Origin of the sequence: Actinoplanes rectilineatus (genome assembly GCF_000962825.1) — a bacterium.
Classification (GTDB): domain Bacteria; phylum Actinomycetota; class Actinomycetes; order Mycobacteriales; family Micromonosporaceae; genus Actinoplanes; species Actinoplanes rectilineatus.
Genome location: NZ_JZKF01000134.1, coordinates 1 through 15,402, shown reverse-complemented (window position 1 = coordinate 15,402; position 15,402 = coordinate 1). Strand labels below are relative to the sequence as shown.

At 73.0% G+C, this 15,402-nt stretch carries 14 protein-coding genes; 7 read left to right on the top strand and 7 right to left on the bottom strand.

Annotated elements, in window-relative coordinates; genetic code table 11:
• Positions 1 to 360 precede the first annotated feature (360 nt).
• Positions 361 to 864 (bottom strand): NUDIX domain-containing protein, encoded by a 504-nt coding sequence (locus WH85_RS44085; RefSeq protein ID WP_045748175.1) that lies wholly within the window; start codon positions 862 to 864, stop codon positions 361 to 363.
• 1 nt (position 865) lies between these two features.
• Entirely contained in the window at positions 866 to 1,648 is a 783-nt protein-coding gene (locus WH85_RS44080; RefSeq protein WP_045748174.1) for a hypothetical protein, read from the bottom strand.
• A gap of 90 nt (positions 1,649 to 1,738) precedes the next feature.
• Here WH85_RS44080 and WH85_RS44075 point away from each other — a divergent pair, with 90 nt between their 5' ends.
• Positions 1,739 to 2,545: a DUF3097 domain-containing protein gene (locus WH85_RS44075; RefSeq protein WP_045748173.1), complete on the top strand. Its 807-nt coding sequence runs from the start codon at positions 1,739 to 1,741 to the stop codon at positions 2,543 to 2,545.
• On the opposite strand, the gene pdxR is transcribed toward WH85_RS44075, so the two are convergent.
• On the bottom strand, positions 2,526 to 4,037 hold the full coding sequence (gene pdxR / locus WH85_RS44070) for a MocR-like pyridoxine biosynthesis transcription factor PdxR (protein WP_083449730.1): 1,512 nt from the start codon (positions 4,035 to 4,037) through the stop codon (positions 2,526 to 2,528). The two genes, WH85_RS44075 and pdxR, sit on opposite strands and share 20 nt — an antisense overlap.
• A gap of 6 nt (positions 4,038 to 4,043) precedes the next feature.
• Between pdxR and WH85_RS44065 the strand changes: the two genes are divergently transcribed.
• On the top strand, positions 4,044 to 4,964 hold the full coding sequence (locus WH85_RS44065; RefSeq protein ID WP_245674356.1) for a DMT family transporter: 921 nt from the start codon (positions 4,044 to 4,046) through the stop codon (positions 4,962 to 4,964).
• Here WH85_RS44065 and WH85_RS44060 read toward each other — a convergent pair.
• Positions 4,952 to 6,256, bottom strand: coding sequence for a serine hydrolase domain-containing protein (locus tag WH85_RS44060; RefSeq protein WP_045748172.1), 1,305 nt, complete (start codon positions 6,254 to 6,256; stop codon positions 4,952 to 4,954). The genes WH85_RS44065 and WH85_RS44060 overlap by 13 nt on opposite strands.
• Before the next feature lie 83 nt (positions 6,257 to 6,339).
• Between WH85_RS44060 and WH85_RS44055 the strand changes: the two genes are divergently transcribed.
• The 3 genes from WH85_RS44055 (at position 6,340) to WH85_RS44045 (ending at position 8,752) form a co-directional block, all read left to right on the top strand.
• The gene (locus WH85_RS44055; RefSeq protein WP_045748171.1) at positions 6,340 to 6,789 is read left to right on the top strand and encodes an NfeD family protein; all 450 of its coding nucleotides are present in this window, start codon (positions 6,340 to 6,342) and stop codon (positions 6,787 to 6,789) included.
• Positions 6,790 to 6,814: 25 nt separating this feature from the next.
• Positions 6,815 to 7,930 (top strand): SPFH domain-containing protein, encoded by a 1,116-nt coding sequence (locus WH85_RS44050; protein ID WP_045748170.1) that lies wholly within the window; start codon positions 6,815 to 6,817, stop codon positions 7,928 to 7,930.
• Positions 7,931 to 8,074: 144 nt separating this feature from the next.
• Positions 8,075 to 8,752 (top strand): hypothetical protein, encoded by a 678-nt coding sequence (locus tag WH85_RS44045; protein WP_045748169.1) that lies wholly within the window; start codon positions 8,075 to 8,077, stop codon positions 8,750 to 8,752.
• Here WH85_RS44045 and WH85_RS44040 read toward each other — a convergent pair.
• Positions 8,749 to 9,543 (bottom strand): TrmH family RNA methyltransferase, encoded by a 795-nt coding sequence (locus tag WH85_RS44040; RefSeq protein WP_045748168.1) that lies wholly within the window; start codon positions 9,541 to 9,543, stop codon positions 8,749 to 8,751. The two genes, WH85_RS44045 and WH85_RS44040, sit on opposite strands and share 4 nt — an antisense overlap.
• A gap of 158 nt (positions 9,544 to 9,701) precedes the next feature.
• Between WH85_RS44040 and WH85_RS44035 the strand changes: the two genes are divergently transcribed.
• The gene (locus tag WH85_RS44035; RefSeq protein ID WP_045748167.1) at positions 9,702 to 11,582 is read left to right on the top strand and encodes a flavohemoprotein; all 1,881 of its coding nucleotides are present in this window, start codon (positions 9,702 to 9,704) and stop codon (positions 11,580 to 11,582) included.
• Between the two features lie 12 nt (positions 11,583 to 11,594).
• Here the strand turns inward: WH85_RS44035 and WH85_RS44030 are convergent, their stop codons facing one another.
• Complete coding sequence (locus tag WH85_RS44030) at positions 11,595 to 11,966, bottom strand: cupin domain-containing protein (protein WP_083449731.1); 372 nt, start codon at positions 11,964 to 11,966, stop codon at positions 11,595 to 11,597.
• A 544-nt stretch (positions 11,967 to 12,510) separates the two neighbouring features.
• A complete protein-coding gene (locus WH85_RS44025) occupies positions 12,511 to 13,815 on the bottom strand; it encodes a MurL-like N-terminal domain-containing (RefSeq protein WP_483757026.1) in 1,305 nt (434 codons plus the stop codon).
• Between the two features lie 102 nt (positions 13,816 to 13,917).
• On the opposite strand from WH85_RS44025, the gene murD reads away from it, so the two are divergent.
• Entirely contained in the window at positions 13,918 to 15,270 is a 1,353-nt protein-coding gene (gene murD, locus WH85_RS44020; RefSeq protein WP_045748165.1) for a UDP-N-acetylmuramoyl-L-alanine--D-glutamate ligase, read from the top strand.
• The last annotated feature ends 132 nt before the right edge of the window (positions 15,271 to 15,402 follow it).

Below are 15,402 nucleotides of genomic sequence, written 5' to 3'. Positions count from 1 at the left end.
GTGACCGGTCCCGGCGCGATGGTGTCCTCGCAGAGCAAGGACACGAACCAGCGCCCGGCACTGTCCCAGGACACCGTCACCGTGGACGGCGACTGTCCCTCGGGCAGCGGCCGGGACCACACGATGTCCAGCGGCGCGGCCATCTTCGCCAGGGTCAGCTGCGGGTAGACGCCGAGTTCGCCTTGACGGCGAATCGGCTACCCCTGACCTGCTCCGCAGGAGTCCGGTTCCTCTCCGGCCTGAAGGCCGGAGTATCCACGGAGGCATCTGATGACCGGTTCATGCGGGCAAGGTGGGGAACTCGTCGATGACGACCGGGATCGACCCGTTGCGGGCGAAGTACGGTTGCTGAAACCGTACTTACGTCAGAGTGCCGGGTGCGGTGAACCAGCGGGTGACGACCGCGGTGTGCAGGCTGAAGCCCAGCTCGGTGGGGGCATACAGGATCTCGCGGCCCAGCGTCTCCGCGTCGTCCGGCTCCGGCGGCAGCGCCCCCGCACTGGGGAGCGCCGGCAGCAGCGCGAAGACCAGCAGGGTGCCGTCCGGGGCGCTCACCGTGTCGTACAGGCGGACCGCGGCGGGGTCCGCCTCCAGGCCGGTCTCCTCGGCGAGTTCGCGGACCGCGGCGGCCTGCCACGTCTCGCCGATGTCGATGAAGCCACCCGGCAGGGCGAGGCGGTCCCGGGCCGGGGGGATGCCGCGGCGGATCGCCAGCAGGCCGTGGCCGACCGGCTGGATGGCGACCGCGACCGGGCTCGGATTGCGGTATGTCGTCTCGCCGCAGGCGGTGCAGCGGCGCGGCCAGCTCTGGCCCGGGGTGAACCGGGCCCCGCAGTACGCGCAGTGCGCGTGCCGGTCCTGCATCTCAGGCGCGCAGCGGTGCGTTGCAGGCGGCGACCAGTGCCTGCCGGCAGGCCGCGGTCAGCGGGCGCAGGGCGGCGTCGCGGGCCTGGGCCTCGTGACCGTTGACGGCGCCGCCCGGCGCGTTCGTCCCGGCCAGGGTCAGTACCTGGTCGAGGACGCTGGCGCGGGCGAACAGCCGGCGGGACCGCGGGTCGAAGCCGGGCGGCAGGGTTTCGGCGCTCTCCGGGCGGCGCAGCGCCTGCAGGGCGCCCGCCAGCTCGGGTTTCCACTGGGCGATGTCCAGCCTGGTCAGTTGGGTGGTGGCCTCGCCGAGGGCGGCGGTCAGCTCCGCTTCGGCCTCGGCGGCTCCGATCTGGAAGACCGGGCGGTGTTCGGGGGCCGGGAAGACCCGCCAGAGCACGGTCTCGAACTCCATGCCGGAGCCGGAGGTGTGCCGCCGTACCTCGGGGACCACGCCGAAACCGGGGGTCATCACGGCTTCGCCGGCCAGCAGGGCGGCGCCGGTCAGGTCGCCGGGGCCGGGCAGGCCGCGGGGGTCGCCGGGGGCCGGGAGCACCAGGCGGATCTCGTCCGGGTGCATCTTGGCGAAGATCGGCAGGCCCTGGCCGAGCGGGACGTCGGTCCAGGTGCCGGGGGCGTCGGCGACGAGGTGTTCCTCGTCCGCGGCGATCACGTCGGCCAGCTCGTCGAAGGGGACGAACCCGGCTCGCCAGGCGCGGACCCAGGCGACGAAACGCGTGGACCGGCGGGCGGTGCGGATGGCCGCATCGGCTGCGGGTGACATGTGGGCAAGGGTACGTGCCGGTACGGAAGCTTGTCTCGGCTCGGAGCGTCACCGTCGGTGTGTTCGTGATCGCGCGTTACCGTGCGGGACATGTATGGGGAGGATGTGCTGTCGGGTGACCGCCGGCGACGGAAGACCGTTCCGGAGGTGGACGCCGAGCCGGATCTGGTGGTCGAGGACGCCGACTCGGGTTTCTGCGGTGCGGTGATCGGGTTCGAGTTGGGTGCGGTGGTGCTGGAGGACCGGCACGGCAAGCGGCGCAACTTTCCGCTGACCCCGGCGGCGTTCCTGCTCGACGGCAGGGCGGTCACGCTGCGCCGTCCGGCCGCGCAGGCCGCCCCGCCGCAGCGCCGGGTCACCGCCTCCGGGTCGGTCGCGGTCGCCGGGGTCCGCGCGCAGGTGGCGAAGGCGAGCCGGATCTGGGTGGAGGGTATCCACGACGCCGCCCTGGTGGAGCGGATCTGGGGCGACGACCTGCGGATCGAGGGTGTCGTGGTGGAGCCGCTGGACGGCATCGACGACCTCGCCGCGGCGGTCGCCGGGTTCCGGCCGGGGCCGGCCCGCAAACTGGGCGTGCTGGTGGACCACCTGGTCGCCGGGTCGAAGGAGAGCCGGATCGTGGCCGCGGTGACCGACCCGTACGTGATGGTGACCGGTCATCCGTATGTGGACGTGTGGCAGGCCGTCAAGCCGGAGCGGGTGGGTCTGAGCAAGTGGCCGGTGATCCCGCCGGGCCGCCCGTGGAAGGAGGGTGTGTGCGCCGCGGTCGGGGTGCGGGAGCCGGCCGACATGTGGCGCCGCATCCTGGGGTCGGTGAACAGTTACCGGGACGTCGAGACCCCGCTGGTCAACGCGATGGAGCGGCTGATCGATTTCGTCACGGTCCTGGACGACTGATCACGCGTCCGATGCGGGCGGCGGCCTCGGCGAGCCGGTCGGGGGAGTGCGCGGCGTAGCCCAGCACCAGGCCGGGCGGTCCGGGGCGCCGGCGGTGCCAGGAGAGCGGGTGCACCAGCACGCCCGCCGCGGCGATCCGCGCGGCCAGCACGGTGTCGTCGACGTCGCCGGGCGGCTGGACCAGCAGGTGCAGACCGGCGGCCACCCCGGCGAACCGGGCCTGCGGCAGGTGCGTGCGCAGTCCGGCGAGCAGCGCGTCCCGGCGCCGGCGCTGCCGGGTACGGACCGCGCGCAGGTGCCGGTCGTGTGCCCCGGAGGCGAGCAGTTCGGCGAGGACCAGCTGCGGCAGGGCGGGGTTGCCCAGGTCGCTGGCGTGTTTGGCGGCGAGCAGGGCACCGCGCAGGCGGGGCGGCGGGATCAGCCAGCCCATCCGCATCCCGGGTGCGAGCGTCTTGGAGACACTGCCGAGGTACGCGACGCGCTCCGGCGCCGACCCCTGCAGGGCCGCGACCGGCGCCCGGTCGTAGCGGTGTTCCGCATCGTAGTCGTCCTCGATGATCAGTCCCGGCCAGTCGAGCAGCGCCCGGCGGCGGGCCGGGCTCAGCACCACCCCGGTCGGGAACTGGTGTGCCGGGGTGACCACCACGGTGCGCAGGCCGGTTCCGGCCAGCTCGTCCACGCGTAAGCCCTCGTCGTCGACCGGCACGCCGACCGGCCGCATTCCCCAGAAGGCCAGCTGGTCGCCGGTTCCCCGGGATCCCGGGTCCTCCACCGCAACCGCTTCTTCGCTGATCAGAATCCGCGCGAGCAGGGCGAGGCCTTGCGCTACGCCGGCGCAGATCACCACGTCGTCCGCGGCGGCCCGCACTCCCCGGGTACGCGCCAGCCACCGCACCACCTCGCCGCGCAGCCGCGGGGCGCCGCCGGGGTCGCCGTACCCCAGGTCGGCGGTGGTGATCCGGTCCAGGACGGCCCGTTCGGCGCGCAGCCAGGCGGCGCGCGGGAACGCGGAGAGGTCGGGCACGCCGGGGGAAAGGTCGATCTCGATGCCGTCCGGGGTGGACGCCGGCAGCCGTAGGCCGCCCAGTGCGCGTCGCCGGTCGCCGGCCGGGAACTCCGGTGCCGAACCCGCCGCCGGGCCGGCCGGGGGACCGGTGACCACGGTTCCGGAGCCGGTGCGGGCGGTGGCCAGTCCTTCGTCGATCAGCCGCTGGTAGGCCTGGACCACCACGCCCCGGGCGATGCCGAGTTCCGCGGCGAGCAGCCGGGTGGCGGGCAGCCGTGATCCGGCGGCGAGCCGCCCGCCGGCGATCGCGGTGCGCAGGCCGTCGGCGAGCCAGCCGGTCAGCCCGCGGGCCGGGGCGTCCCCGGCGCGGAGTTGCAGAAAGTCCGAGCCGGACGGGCGGGGTTGCGGGGAGTCCGAGCCGGACAAGTGGTCCTCCTTCTCGGCCGGGAATTGGTCCTCGAAGTGGACCACATCCGGCCGCAGCATCGAGGGGTGAGAGTTCTCCCCTTCGCCTCCGGCGCCCTCGGCATGGTCTTCGTCGGTGGCAGCGTCGCCGTCTCCGGCCGTCTCGCCGCCGCGCCCCTGTTCACCGTGCAGGCCCTGCGTTATCTGGTGGCCTGCGTCCTGCTGCTGCTCTGGGCCCGCGCCCGCGGCCTGACCGTGCACCGGCCGCGCGGCGCCGAATGGCTGTGGCTGGCCGGGGTGGCCGCCACCGGCCTGCTGCTGTTCAACGTGGCCCTGGTGTACGGCTCCCGGCACGCCGAGCCGGCCGTCCTGGGGGTGGCGGTCGCCTGCGTACCGATGGTCCTGGCGATCGCCGGCCCGTGGCGGCGGGACAAGGTCCGGATCCTGGTCGCCGCGGCGGTGGTGACCCTGGGCGCCGCCCTGGTCCAGGGGCTGGGCCGGACCGACGCGATCGGGCTCGGCTGGGCGTTCGTCACGTTCGCCTGCGAGGCGGCGTTCACCCTGCTGGCCGTGCCGGTGCTGGGCCGGCACGGCCCGATCGGGGTGTCGGTGCACACCACCTGGATGGCGGTGCTGATGTTCGCGGCGGGGGGACTGGCCGTCGAGGGGCCGGGCGCGGTCACCCGGCTGACCGCCGGGGACCTGCTCGCCACCGGGTACCTGGCGGTGCTGGTGACCGCGGTGGCGTTCCTGCTCTGGTACACCTGCGTGGCCCGGCTCGGGGCGGGCCGGACCGGTCTGCTCACCGGCGTCGCCCCGGCCGCGGCGGCGCTGACCGGGGTGGTGCTCGGCGGTCCGGTGCCGGGCCCGGCGGTGTGGTGCGGCATCACCACGGTGGCCGCCGGCCTGGCCCTGGGGCTGACCACGGGAGCCGGCCGGCGCGGGGTGCCCGGGGACGGTGCTCAGGGCGTACCCCAGGAACGGGAAGTGGAAAGTCAGGCCAGGTGAGCGGGGTCGCGGCTGAACACGAAGGTGGCGATGTCCAGACGGTCCACCGTGCCGTCCGGGGCGCGCAGCACGGTGAGGATCTCCCCCTCGTTGCCGCCCTCGACACCACGCCAGCGGTCCGGGGCCTCCCGGGTGAACAGTGTCGGCTGGGCGGTACCGGTCATCAGCAGGCCGTCGCCGTCCGGGACGACCTGGAACTCCCGGCCCATCCACCACCAGCGCCCGCACAGCTCGGCCCGGTCGCCGGACGGCGGCGGCGTGGCCCGCCAGGGCGTGATCTCGGCCGGCTCGCCGTCCAGGACGGCGGTGAGCGCCCGCAGCGAGACCTCCCGGATCGACAGGTCTCCCAGGCCGTAGGCGTTGGCGAAGGCGACCACCCCGAACCGGCTGCGGCGGTGCACCACCAGGTGGGCGACGTAGCCCGGCATCGACCCGCCGTGTCCTGCGTAGACCCGCTCGCCGACCCGGAACAGCTGCGGCCCCAGGCCGTGGCCGCCGGTCCAGGACTCCAGGTCGTGGATGGCGACCGGCGCGCACATCTCGTCGACGGTCTCGCGGGCCAGCACCTGCGGCGCCGGATCGGTCAGGAACCCGGCCCAGCGGGCCATGTCGGTGACCGTCGACCAGAGCTGGCCGGCCGGCGCCATCGCCCCGGTGCCGGTGCGCGGCTCCTCGTGCAGCGTGCCGCCGAGCGCGTGCACCACGTAGCCGCGGGCGAACGGTTCGATCGGCTGGAGGCTGGTGCGGCGCATGCCGAGCGGTTCGAGCAGCCGCTGGGTGGCCAGGTCCGCCCAGCTCTGGCCGGTGACCCGTTCGAGGACCGCACCGAGCAGGCCGTACGCCAGATTGGAGTACCGGTACCGCCGGTAGGGCGGTCCGGCGAGTTTGTCCGGTGTCAGCCCGGCGAGCAGTTGTTCGACCGAACCGCCCTCGGCCCGCTCCCACCATGCCCCGTCCGGTTCGCGGGTCAGGCCGGAGACGTGCCCGAGCAGGTGCCGCAGGGTCACGCCGCCGACCGGGACGCCCGGCAGGTGCCGCTCGAGCGGGTCGTCGAGGGCGAGCCGTCCCTGGTCGCGCAACTGCATCACCAGCGTCGCGGTGAACGTCTTGGTGATCGAGCCGAGCCGGTACTGGGTCTTCGGGTCCGGGTGCGGCTGCTCGCCCGCCCCGGCGAAGTGCCGCACCGCGCGGTCGCGGACCACGGCGAGGACGAGCGACGGCACCTGCCCGGCGGACTGGGCGCGGGCGGCGATCTCATCGATGCGGCGGCCGGTCTCGGGTAGCAACGACACGGGGGTCCCTCTCCTTCGGCGAACTGACGGGTACAGCCTTGCGGCCCCTCCCTCAACGTGCGCGGACGTGCCACGATCGGGGGGTGGAAGCCGTACTCTGGATCGTCCTGGCCGTCGCTCTCGCGATCGGTGAGGCCTTCACCGCGACCATTCTCGTCATCTTCTTCGCGGCGGGTGCGGCGGCCGCCGCCCTGGCCGCCGGGCTCGGTGCCCCGGTGCTGGCTCAGGTCATCGTCTTCGCGGTGGTCTCCGGCCTGTCGGTGGCCGCGCTGCGCCCGATCATCGTGCGGCACGCCCGGCCGGCTATCGAGACCGGGGACACCCCGTTCGGGGTGGAGGCGATCGAGGGTTCCCGTGGCACGGTGCTGGAGGAGGTGACTGTGGACCACGGCATGGTGAAGATCGACGGTGAGCTGTGGCAGGCCCGGTCCGCCGACAGCGCCGAGACGTTCCCCGAGGGGGCCCGCGTCCGGATCGTCAAGCTCCGCGGCGCGACCGTCCTGGTGTGGCACGACGACGTTCCCGACGTCTGAGATATCGACAACGAAGAGAGGCGTCATGGAAGCCATCATTCTTGTCCTGGTCATCGCCATCGCGGTGCTGGCGGTGACCACCATGGTCCGGTCGGTCCGGATCGTCCCGCAGCAGCGGATGGACGTCGTCGAACGCCTCGGGAAGTACAAACGGACCCTCTCTCCGGGGCTGAACCTGCTGGTTCCGTTCGTCGACGCGGTCCGCACCAAGGTCGACATGCGTGAGCAGGTGGTCTCCTTCCCGCCGCAGCCCGTGATCACCTCGGACAACCTGGTCGTCTCGATCGACACGGTGCTCTACTTCAAGGTCGTCGACCCGGTCCGGGCCACCTACGAGATCTCCAACTTCCTGCAGGCGATCGAGCAGCTGACCGTCACCACGCTGCGCAACGTCATCGGTTCACTCGACCTGGAACGCGCCCTGACCAGCCGCGAGGAGATCAACAAGCATCTGTCCAGCGTGCTCGACGAGACCACCGGCCGGTGGGGCATCAAGGTCACCCGGGTGGAGATCAAGGCGATCGAGCCGCCGCCCAGCATCCGCGACTCGATGGAGAAGCAGATGCGCGCCGAACGGGAGCGGCGTGCCACCATCCTCAACGCCGAGGGACACAAGCAGGCCGCGATCCTCACCGCCGAGGGCGAGAAGCAGTCCCAGGTGCTGCGCGCCGACGGTGACCGGCAGGCCCGCATCCTGCAGGCCGAGGGCCAGGCCAAGGCGATCCGGACCGTCTTCGACGCCATCCACCAGGCCAACCCGTCGCAGAAGGTGCTGGCCTACCAATACCTGCAGGCCCTGCCGCAGATCGCCAACGGCACCGCCAACAAGGTGTGGATCGTGCCGACCGAGCTGACCAAGGCCCTCGAGGGGATGGGCGGCGCGCTCGGCGGCCTGGCCGGCATGGTCGGTGACGTGCCGGCCGCCGGTGTCGACGCGGGCGCGGTCGAGCGGGAGGCCGCCGCGGCTGCCGAGGCGGCCTCTGCCGAGGCGCAGAAGGTGAACGCGGAGGTGCGGGCGGCCGAGGCCGAGGCGACCGGGCAGGCCACGCCGGGTGCGCTGACCGCGTCCGACGGCGTGCCGCCGGCCGCCGCGCTGGGCAGTGCCGACTACCAGCACGGGGGTGAGGTGGAAAAAGCCTGATAATCGCTGGTTTCAGATCCGACTTTTCCGGTTATTTCTGGGATTGCCGGTACCCGGTCTCCGGGCTTTGGCATGCTTCCCCACAGGATTCCGACCGGTGCCCCCGGCCGCTCGGCTTGTTGCCCCTGTGAGCGAGGCGGAGCCATGAGCATCAGCGAGCATCAGACGGCCAGTGGCCGCCCCCTCCGGGTCGCTCCGGCGTGGGTCGGCGCCCCGACCCCGGCCACCGGCCTGTCGCCGGACGGGCATCTTCTTCCGGTACGCGACGCCGTCTGGATCTGGTCGGTCCGCAGATACGCCCGGCTGGCCCTGTGGGCGCTCCCGATCGCGTCGGTGCTCTACGGCTGGCTGACCCTCGGCGTGCCGGAGCAGCCCGGCCCACTCGCCGTCGGCCTGATCGCCGCGTGGCTCGCCACCGTCTCGCTGATCGCGCTGGCCGGCCTGCTCGCCGGCTCGCGGACCCGCCGGTGCGCCCTGACCGGCCTGCTGATCACGCTGGCCGGGGCGATCCTGCTGCTCCCGCTCGCCGCCCTGCCCGTCGACGAGGTGCCCGCGATGGCCCCGCTGGCCGCCGGGCACCTGCCGGACCTGGTCCGCGGGGCCGGCCTGCTCGCCGCCACCGGCCTGCTGCTGCTGGGCTGGGCGGTGTTCCGCTCCAAGCTGGTCAACCCGGCCGACGGCGTCCTGCTGATGCTCGCCGCGGTCGCGATCGGCGCCGGCACGTACGGCCTGCGCCCGCTGCCGACGGTCGGCGCCCTCCTGCTGCTGGCGGCGGGCATGGGCCTGGCCTGGACCGGCGGCCGCCTGATGCCGCGCACCTAACGGGTCAGTTCCCAGAAGGCGATCGCCGCGGCGGTGGCCACGTTGAGGGAGTCGACGCCGTTCCTCATCGGGATCGCCACCCGGACGTGGCTGGAGCGCATCGCGTGTTCGGTCAGGCCCGGCCCTTCGGCGCCCAGCAGCAGCGCCGGACGTTCCCGTTGCTCCCTGCCGAGGTCCTGCAACGCCACCGAGTCGGCCGCCGGGGTCATCGCGAGCAGGGTGAACCCGGCGTCCCGGATCGCCGTCAGGGTGCCCGGCCAGTCCTCGGACTTCACGTACGGGATCGCGAACACCTCACCCATGCTGACCCGCACCGCCCGGCGGTAGAGCGGGTCGGCGCAGTTCGGCGACAGCACCACGGCGTCGATGCCCATCGCGGCCGCGCTGCGGAAAAGCGCACCCAGGTTGGTGTGCGTGTTCAGGCCCTCCAGCACGGCCAGGCTGCGTGCCCCGGCCAGCAGGTCGGTCAGGCTCGGCAGGTCGCGACGGTGGAACGAGGCGAGGATCCCACGATGCACGTGGAAACCGGTGATCGACTCCAGGACGGGCGGCGGCGCGGTGTAGAGCGGCGCGTCGTCCGGCAGCCCGGTGAGCTGATCGGCCCGCTTCTCGTCGACCATCGCCGACCGCATCCGGTATCCGGCCCGCAGGGCCCGCTGGATGACCAGCTCACCCTCGGCGATGAACAGCCCGTTCGGCGGCTCCCACTTGGTGCGGAGTTCGACGTCGGTCAGGGCGCGGTAGTCGGCGATCCGGGGATCGTCGGGGCTGGTGATGCTGAACGCTGGCACACAGGCATTCTGACGGGACCCGTCCGGGCGGTCGCGGGTGACCCGATGTGTGAACTTTACGAACCGTCCGCACCGGATGCCCGCAAAGTTACCGTTCCGGTGGGCGGCCGGTGAGGGAAGATGGAAGCGTACGGTTTTCCGCTCGCGAGCGTCCGGGGGTGCCCGTGTCGTCAGGTCCGGCCTCAGACCCGCACCTGCTCGGGCTGCTGCGCGCCATCCGCCTGCGGCACAACGCGCCGGACGCCGCCGACGCGGGCGAGACCGACACCGCCGCGGCCCTCTCCGACCTGCCGGACGACGACGGCGAGGAGCACACCCCGGCCGGCCCGGTGTACGGCCGGCCCGTGCCGCGCCGCCCGGTGGCGGTCGCCGACGAGCCGCCCGCCGAGACCCACGACGCCGGCGACCCCGATCCGGGCGACGCCGTGACCCGATCCGCGGGGAACGCCACCTCCGGCCGGGGCGATCAGTCAGGATCACCTCAGGGCCATCAACGCGGACGAAGGGGCGGCATGCAACCAGGTGGCGCGGGGCCGGGTGGCCGCTCCTCGGGCGGGCGCCGGCGTTCCGCCGAGCGGGGCGGCCCCGACCTGCTCTGGCGCGGCGACCCGGGCGCCACCCTGGGGCGCTCCGGGCTGGACCCGCGCGGCGGCCACCGGTCGCCCGGCCCGGTTCCCGGCCTGCCCACCAACCGGGTCAACCCGATCAGCGGGGTCAACCCGTCCAGCACCTCGGTGCCGGTCACCAGCATCCCGGCCACGCCCGGCATCCGCCCGCTGGGGCCGGCCGGCACCGAGCTGCCCTCCGCCCAGCAGGGCGTCACCAGCGGGGGCGGCGGTGCCGGTCCCTACCCGGGGCGGCCCGGGGCCAACCCGGCGCGGACCGGGCCCGGTCCGGCCACCGACGGCATGGACCCGGCCGACGACGCCGCGCTGCGCGACACCCAGCGGCTCCTCGCCACCAGCCTGACCTTCGCCGGCGGCACCGAGGACGTGGCCGACCGCCTCTGGAAGGCGCTGCACCGCGCCCAGCCCGACCTGCTCGCGGTGATCCCCGGCACCCCGGCCCGCCAGCGCAACTACCTGACCCGGGCACTCACCTGGCTGGTGCACAACCTCGACTCGCCGCCCGCGCTGGTGGCCGGGTGCGGGCGCCTCGGCGGGGTGCTCGCCGACTGCGGCGTCCGGTGGAGCCAGCTGCAGCTGGTCGGGGCGGCCATCGCCGAGGCGATGCGGGCCGGGATGCCGCCGGGGGCCTGGCGGCAGGACTTCGACCTGGCCTGGCGGTGGACCTGGCAGCACACGTACGAGTGGATCGTGCACGGTGGCGAGCTCAGCCAGCAGGAGCCGACCGTCTGGACGGCCGAGGTGATCGAGCACGACCGCCGGCGGCACGACCTGGCGGTGCTGCGGCTGCGGCCCTACCTGCCGTTGCCGTACCGGCCCGGGCAGTACGCGCGGATCGAGCTGGACGAGGTGCCCGGCGTGTGGCGGCCGTACTCGCTGGCCGGCGATCCGACCCGGGACGACCTGCTGGAACTGCACGTGCGGGCGAAGACCGAGACCGGGGTCAGCGGCACGCTCGTACACCGGATCGGGGTCGGCCGCCGGGTCCGGCTGAGCCGCGCCGAGGGGCACATGCGGCTGCCGGACGAGCCCGGACGCGCGGTCCTGATGATCGCCGGGGACACCGGTGTGGCCCCGATGAAAGCGATGCTCGCCGAGCTGGCGGCCCGCGGCGACACCCGCCCGGCCGCGCTGTACTGGCAGGTCCGGCACATGAACGAGCTCTACGACCTGGACGACCTGACCGCGCTCGCGCTGCGCGCACCGGCCGCGACGGTGGTGCCGGTGATCGCGGAGGGCAACGCCGGGCCGTACGCCACCGGCGACGTGATCGACGCGGTGCTGGCCGGCGACGACTGGCGCGACCGGGAGGTGTTCGTGGCCGGCCCGCCGCTCATGCTCGCCCGGGTCGCGACCGCGTTGCGGGACCGGGGCGTCCCGGCGGAACACATCCACCACGACGCCCCGGAGTGATCATTCGGCGTCTCACTCGTCGAGTGGAACCGCGTACCCGGGGACCGACGGCCAGCGGACGGTCAGCACCACGGTCTCCTCGGCGGCGTACCACGAGTGGTCGACGCCCCGCGGCCACACCACGTAGTCGCCCTGCTTGTCCAGGACCACGGTGCGCCCCGGGAACTCCATGTGGAAACAGCCGCTGATCAGCACCAGCAGGGCGGTCCGGTCCTCACCCCGCACCCACTGCGCCCGCCGGTCGCCCTTCGGGTGCCGGCCCCACTTGATCTCGACATCGGTGCTGTGCCGCGGGTCGCCCTCCGGCTTGAAATGCCCCAGCAGCCAGCCGCGATCGGCCATCGCGTCCGGGTCGGCGTTGCCCACGTAGATCTCGTTCGTCACGGTCGCCGACGTTACCCGCGCGCCCTGCGGGCGCATTTCCGGACCGCGGTGAGCAGGGCCGCGTTCTCGCTCGCGCTTCCTTCGGGGTACGCGCGGAGCCGTCTCGTGTACGCGTGGACGACACCCGCCGAGCAGGGCCGAACGTGTAGGCGGTACTCCCCGGGGCCGTCACCGAGATCGGAAGAGGTCGAGTGGCGTTCCGGCGATCCCGGCCGTCGGCGGTCCCGGCTGTCGGCGGTTCCGGCCGTCAGTCATCCCGGCCGTCGGGCACGGTCCGTTTGCGAGTCGACAGCGACCGTGGGCGACGGCTGGGGGTTCTGAGCCGTCGTGTGGGGTTCCGGAATCGAGATCGAACAGCCGCGGGCGACGGCCGCGAAGGTCCAGCCGTCGGCCACGGTTCCGCGGTCGACGCCGGGGATCACGGTGGGAGTGAGCGCTGTGTCCCCAGCCCCGGAGGTGCCTCTTCCGGGAAGGTGGGAGGAGTGGCTCGTACCCCATGAAAATGCTGATCAGGGTGCCGCGCGGCACCCTGACCGGGCGGCTGTCAGGGCCGCGTCGCCTCGTCGAGGAGTTTGCGGTAGGTGGCCGGGATGTGGTTCGGGCCGCCGGGGGTGAAGACGTTGCTGTGCGAGGCGTCGGCCCAGGCGCTCGCCGGGACCGCCGCGCGCAGGGCGACCAGGACCGGGGCGTCGTCGGTCAGCAGCGAGAGCGCGACCAGGCACTCCTCGGCCTCGCCGACGCACTCGAACGGCTTGTGCGCGTCAACGCCGAGCAGTTCCAGGAAGCCGGGGACCTGCGCCGGGTCGGCGAACAGGTCGGTGCCGAAGATGTGCGCGAGGCGCTCGCGGGTCATGTGCGGGGCCATCGCCAGGAAGACGAACCGGCACTTCGGGCAGTCGCCGCACCAACGGGCCGTCGGGTCGTGCAGCTTGAACGCCTTGTTACAACTGGTTACGACGTCGTCATACGCTGTGTGATCGGCGAACAGCTGCGCGATGTGCAGTTCGGAGAGCGGGCGCAGCAGGGAGAAGTACGCGTCGGTGAGCCCCGCGTAGGCGGCGACGGCGTCCCGGAGCATGCCCTCGGCGACCTCGCCCTTGGACCACTGGTGGTTGACCTCGTGACCGTTCCAGATCAGGTTCGGGTCGGAGGCGGAACGCTCGTTGGACATCACCACCGGGCCGAGGCCGTGCCAGACCGCGGTGGCGATCGCGATCAGCGAGTTGATCGCGGTGACCGGGATGTGGCCGTTCAGGGCGCCGGCCTTGTTCAGCTCGAAGAGACGCGGGTCCAGCTTGCGGCGGGCGGCGATCGCGGTCAGGCCGGAGGCGGCGTTCACGTTCTCGATCACCGGGTTGGGGTTGACCGAGAACGGCACCGGGTCGAGGCCCGCGGCGCGCAGGATCTCCAGCGTGACGATGGAGTCCTTGCCGCCGCCGACCGCGGAGAGCGGGCGCCCGGTGGTCTCCCGCGGTGTCGCGGCGCCGATCTCGCCGGGGGTCTCGACGGTCAGCTCGAGGACGTGCGGGAGCTGGTTGCGGTAGGCGTACTCGGCCAGTCCGTGCGTGTAGACGGCGGTGAAGAACGCCTGGACCTGCGCCGGGACGGGTTTCGGGGCGATCACCCGGGCCGGGGCGCCGACCTTGTAGTAGCTGACGCCGGCGACGACGTGCAGCAGGTCGAGAACGCTGTCCAGCAAATCCGACTTTTCCGAATTCTCAGGAACAGGCAGCGTGATCGTCTCGGTGAAGTGCAGCGGCTCCGGCCCCTCCAGCACGTAGTCGAACGTCGCCACCCCGGTCGCGGGATCGAACGAGCGGGACGGAAAGCGCATGACGTCGAACTGCACCCGGGGACTCCTGTCATCTGGCCGACGGGCAATATTAGTGCGGTCCGGCCACAACGGCCCGGGCGAGGGGAAAACGAGCCGGGAACGGCGGGGGGAGGCGACGTGCGTCTGGCAGACCTGCGCGGCCGTTCGGTGGCGGTCTGGGGCACCGGCCGGGAGGGCCGCGCCGCGGTCACCGCGATCGCGAAGCACGAGCCGAGCCGGCTGATCGCCGTCGACGACAGTGCGAACTACCTGTCCGTGGAGTGGACCGGCCCGCTCGCCGAGCTGGCACCGCTGGCCGGCGGTGAGCACGCCTTCGCCGCCCTGGTCAGCGCGGACGTGGTGGTCCGCTCGCCGGGAGTGCCGTCGACCCACCCGTTCATGGTCGAGCTGCGTTCCCGCGGCGTGACCGTCACCGGCGGCAGTGCGCTGTGGATGGCCGAGAACGCCCCGAAGACCGTGGGCGTCACCGGCAGCAAGGGCAAGAGCACCACGTCCAGCCTGATCAGCCATCTGCTGGCCGCGGTGGGCCGGCCGAACGCGTACGGCGGCAACATCGGCATCCCGCTGCTCGACATGCCGCCCGCCGAGCTCTACGTGCTGGAACTCTCCAGCTACCAGTGTGCCGACCTGACCCGCTCGCCGCGCGTCGCCGTGGTCACCTCGCTCTTCCCCGAGCACCTGGACGCGCACGGCGGCGAGCGGGAGTACTACCGCGACAAGCTCAACATCCTGCGCCACAGTCCGGAACTGATCGTGGTCAACGGCGCCGACGAGCGGCTGCGCGCGGAACTCCGCGGGGTGTCCGACGCGGGCCGGTTCCCGCCGGTGCCGGCGGCCGCCGACGACTCCCGGTTCCGGGTCGAGGACGACCTGGTGTTCTGCAGCGACGACGTGCTGTTCCCGCGTTCCGCGCTCACGCTGAAGGGCCGGCACAACGAGCGGAACCTGTGCGTGGCCCTGGCCGTCCTGGACGGGATGGGCGTGGACGTGGTGGGGGAGCGGGCCACCCTGGAGGCGGCGGTCCGGGAGTTCGCGGGCCTGCCGCACCGGCTGACCGAGATCCCGGACGCGTCCGGACTGGTGTTCGTCGACGACACGCTGTCGACGAGCCCCTACTCGGCGATCCATGCCATCGAGGCGTACGAGGGCCGGCCGCTGACCGTGCTCGTGGGCGGCACCGACCGCGGCCTCGACTACACACCGTTGCGAGACTTCCTCGCCACCCGTGAACTCACCGTGATCGGCATGCCGGACAGCGGCGAGCGCATCCTGTCCGTCCTGTCCGACCTGCCCGGCATCCGCACTCAGCAGGCCGAGGACCTCGCCGACGCGGTCCGCCTCTCCCGCGAACTCACCCCCGCCGACGGCGTGGTGCTGCTGTCGCCGGCGGCCCCGAGCTACGGCCGCTTCCGCAACTTCGAACACCGCTCCGAGGCGTTCCAGCAGGCGATCCGGGAGACCGCCGAGTAGGGGAGCGCGAAGCGTTCGCAGATCCCGCAGGGCAGGCGAGTCGAGATCAGGGGGCCGCGAGGCACCCTGATCAGTTTTTTCATGGGGTACGCGCGACACCTCCCACCCGCCGCGAAAGAGGCGACGGCGGGC

Excerpts from the sequence above, each read along its gene's own strand:
- WH85_RS44085 (WP_045748175.1), bottom strand. The coding sequence starts at position 864 with ATGCAGGACCGGCACGCGCACTGCGCGTACTGCGGGGCCCGGTTCACC.
- WH85_RS44080 (WP_045748174.1), bottom strand. The coding sequence starts at position 1,648 with ATGTCACCCGCAGCCGATGCGGCCATCCGCACCGCCCGCCGGTCCACG.
- WH85_RS44075 (WP_045748173.1), top strand. The coding sequence starts at position 1,739 with ATGTATGGGGAGGATGTGCTGTCGGGTGACCGCCGGCGACGGAAGACC.
- pdxR (WP_083449730.1), bottom strand. The coding sequence starts at position 4,037 with ATGCTGCGGCCGGATGTGGTCCACTTCGAGGACCAATTCCCGGCCGAG.
- WH85_RS44050 (WP_045748170.1), top strand. The coding sequence starts at position 6,815 with ATGGAAGCCATCATTCTTGTCCTGGTCATCGCCATCGCGGTGCTGGCG.
- WH85_RS44045 (WP_045748169.1), top strand. The coding sequence starts at position 8,075 with ATGAGCATCAGCGAGCATCAGACGGCCAGTGGCCGCCCCCTCCGGGTC.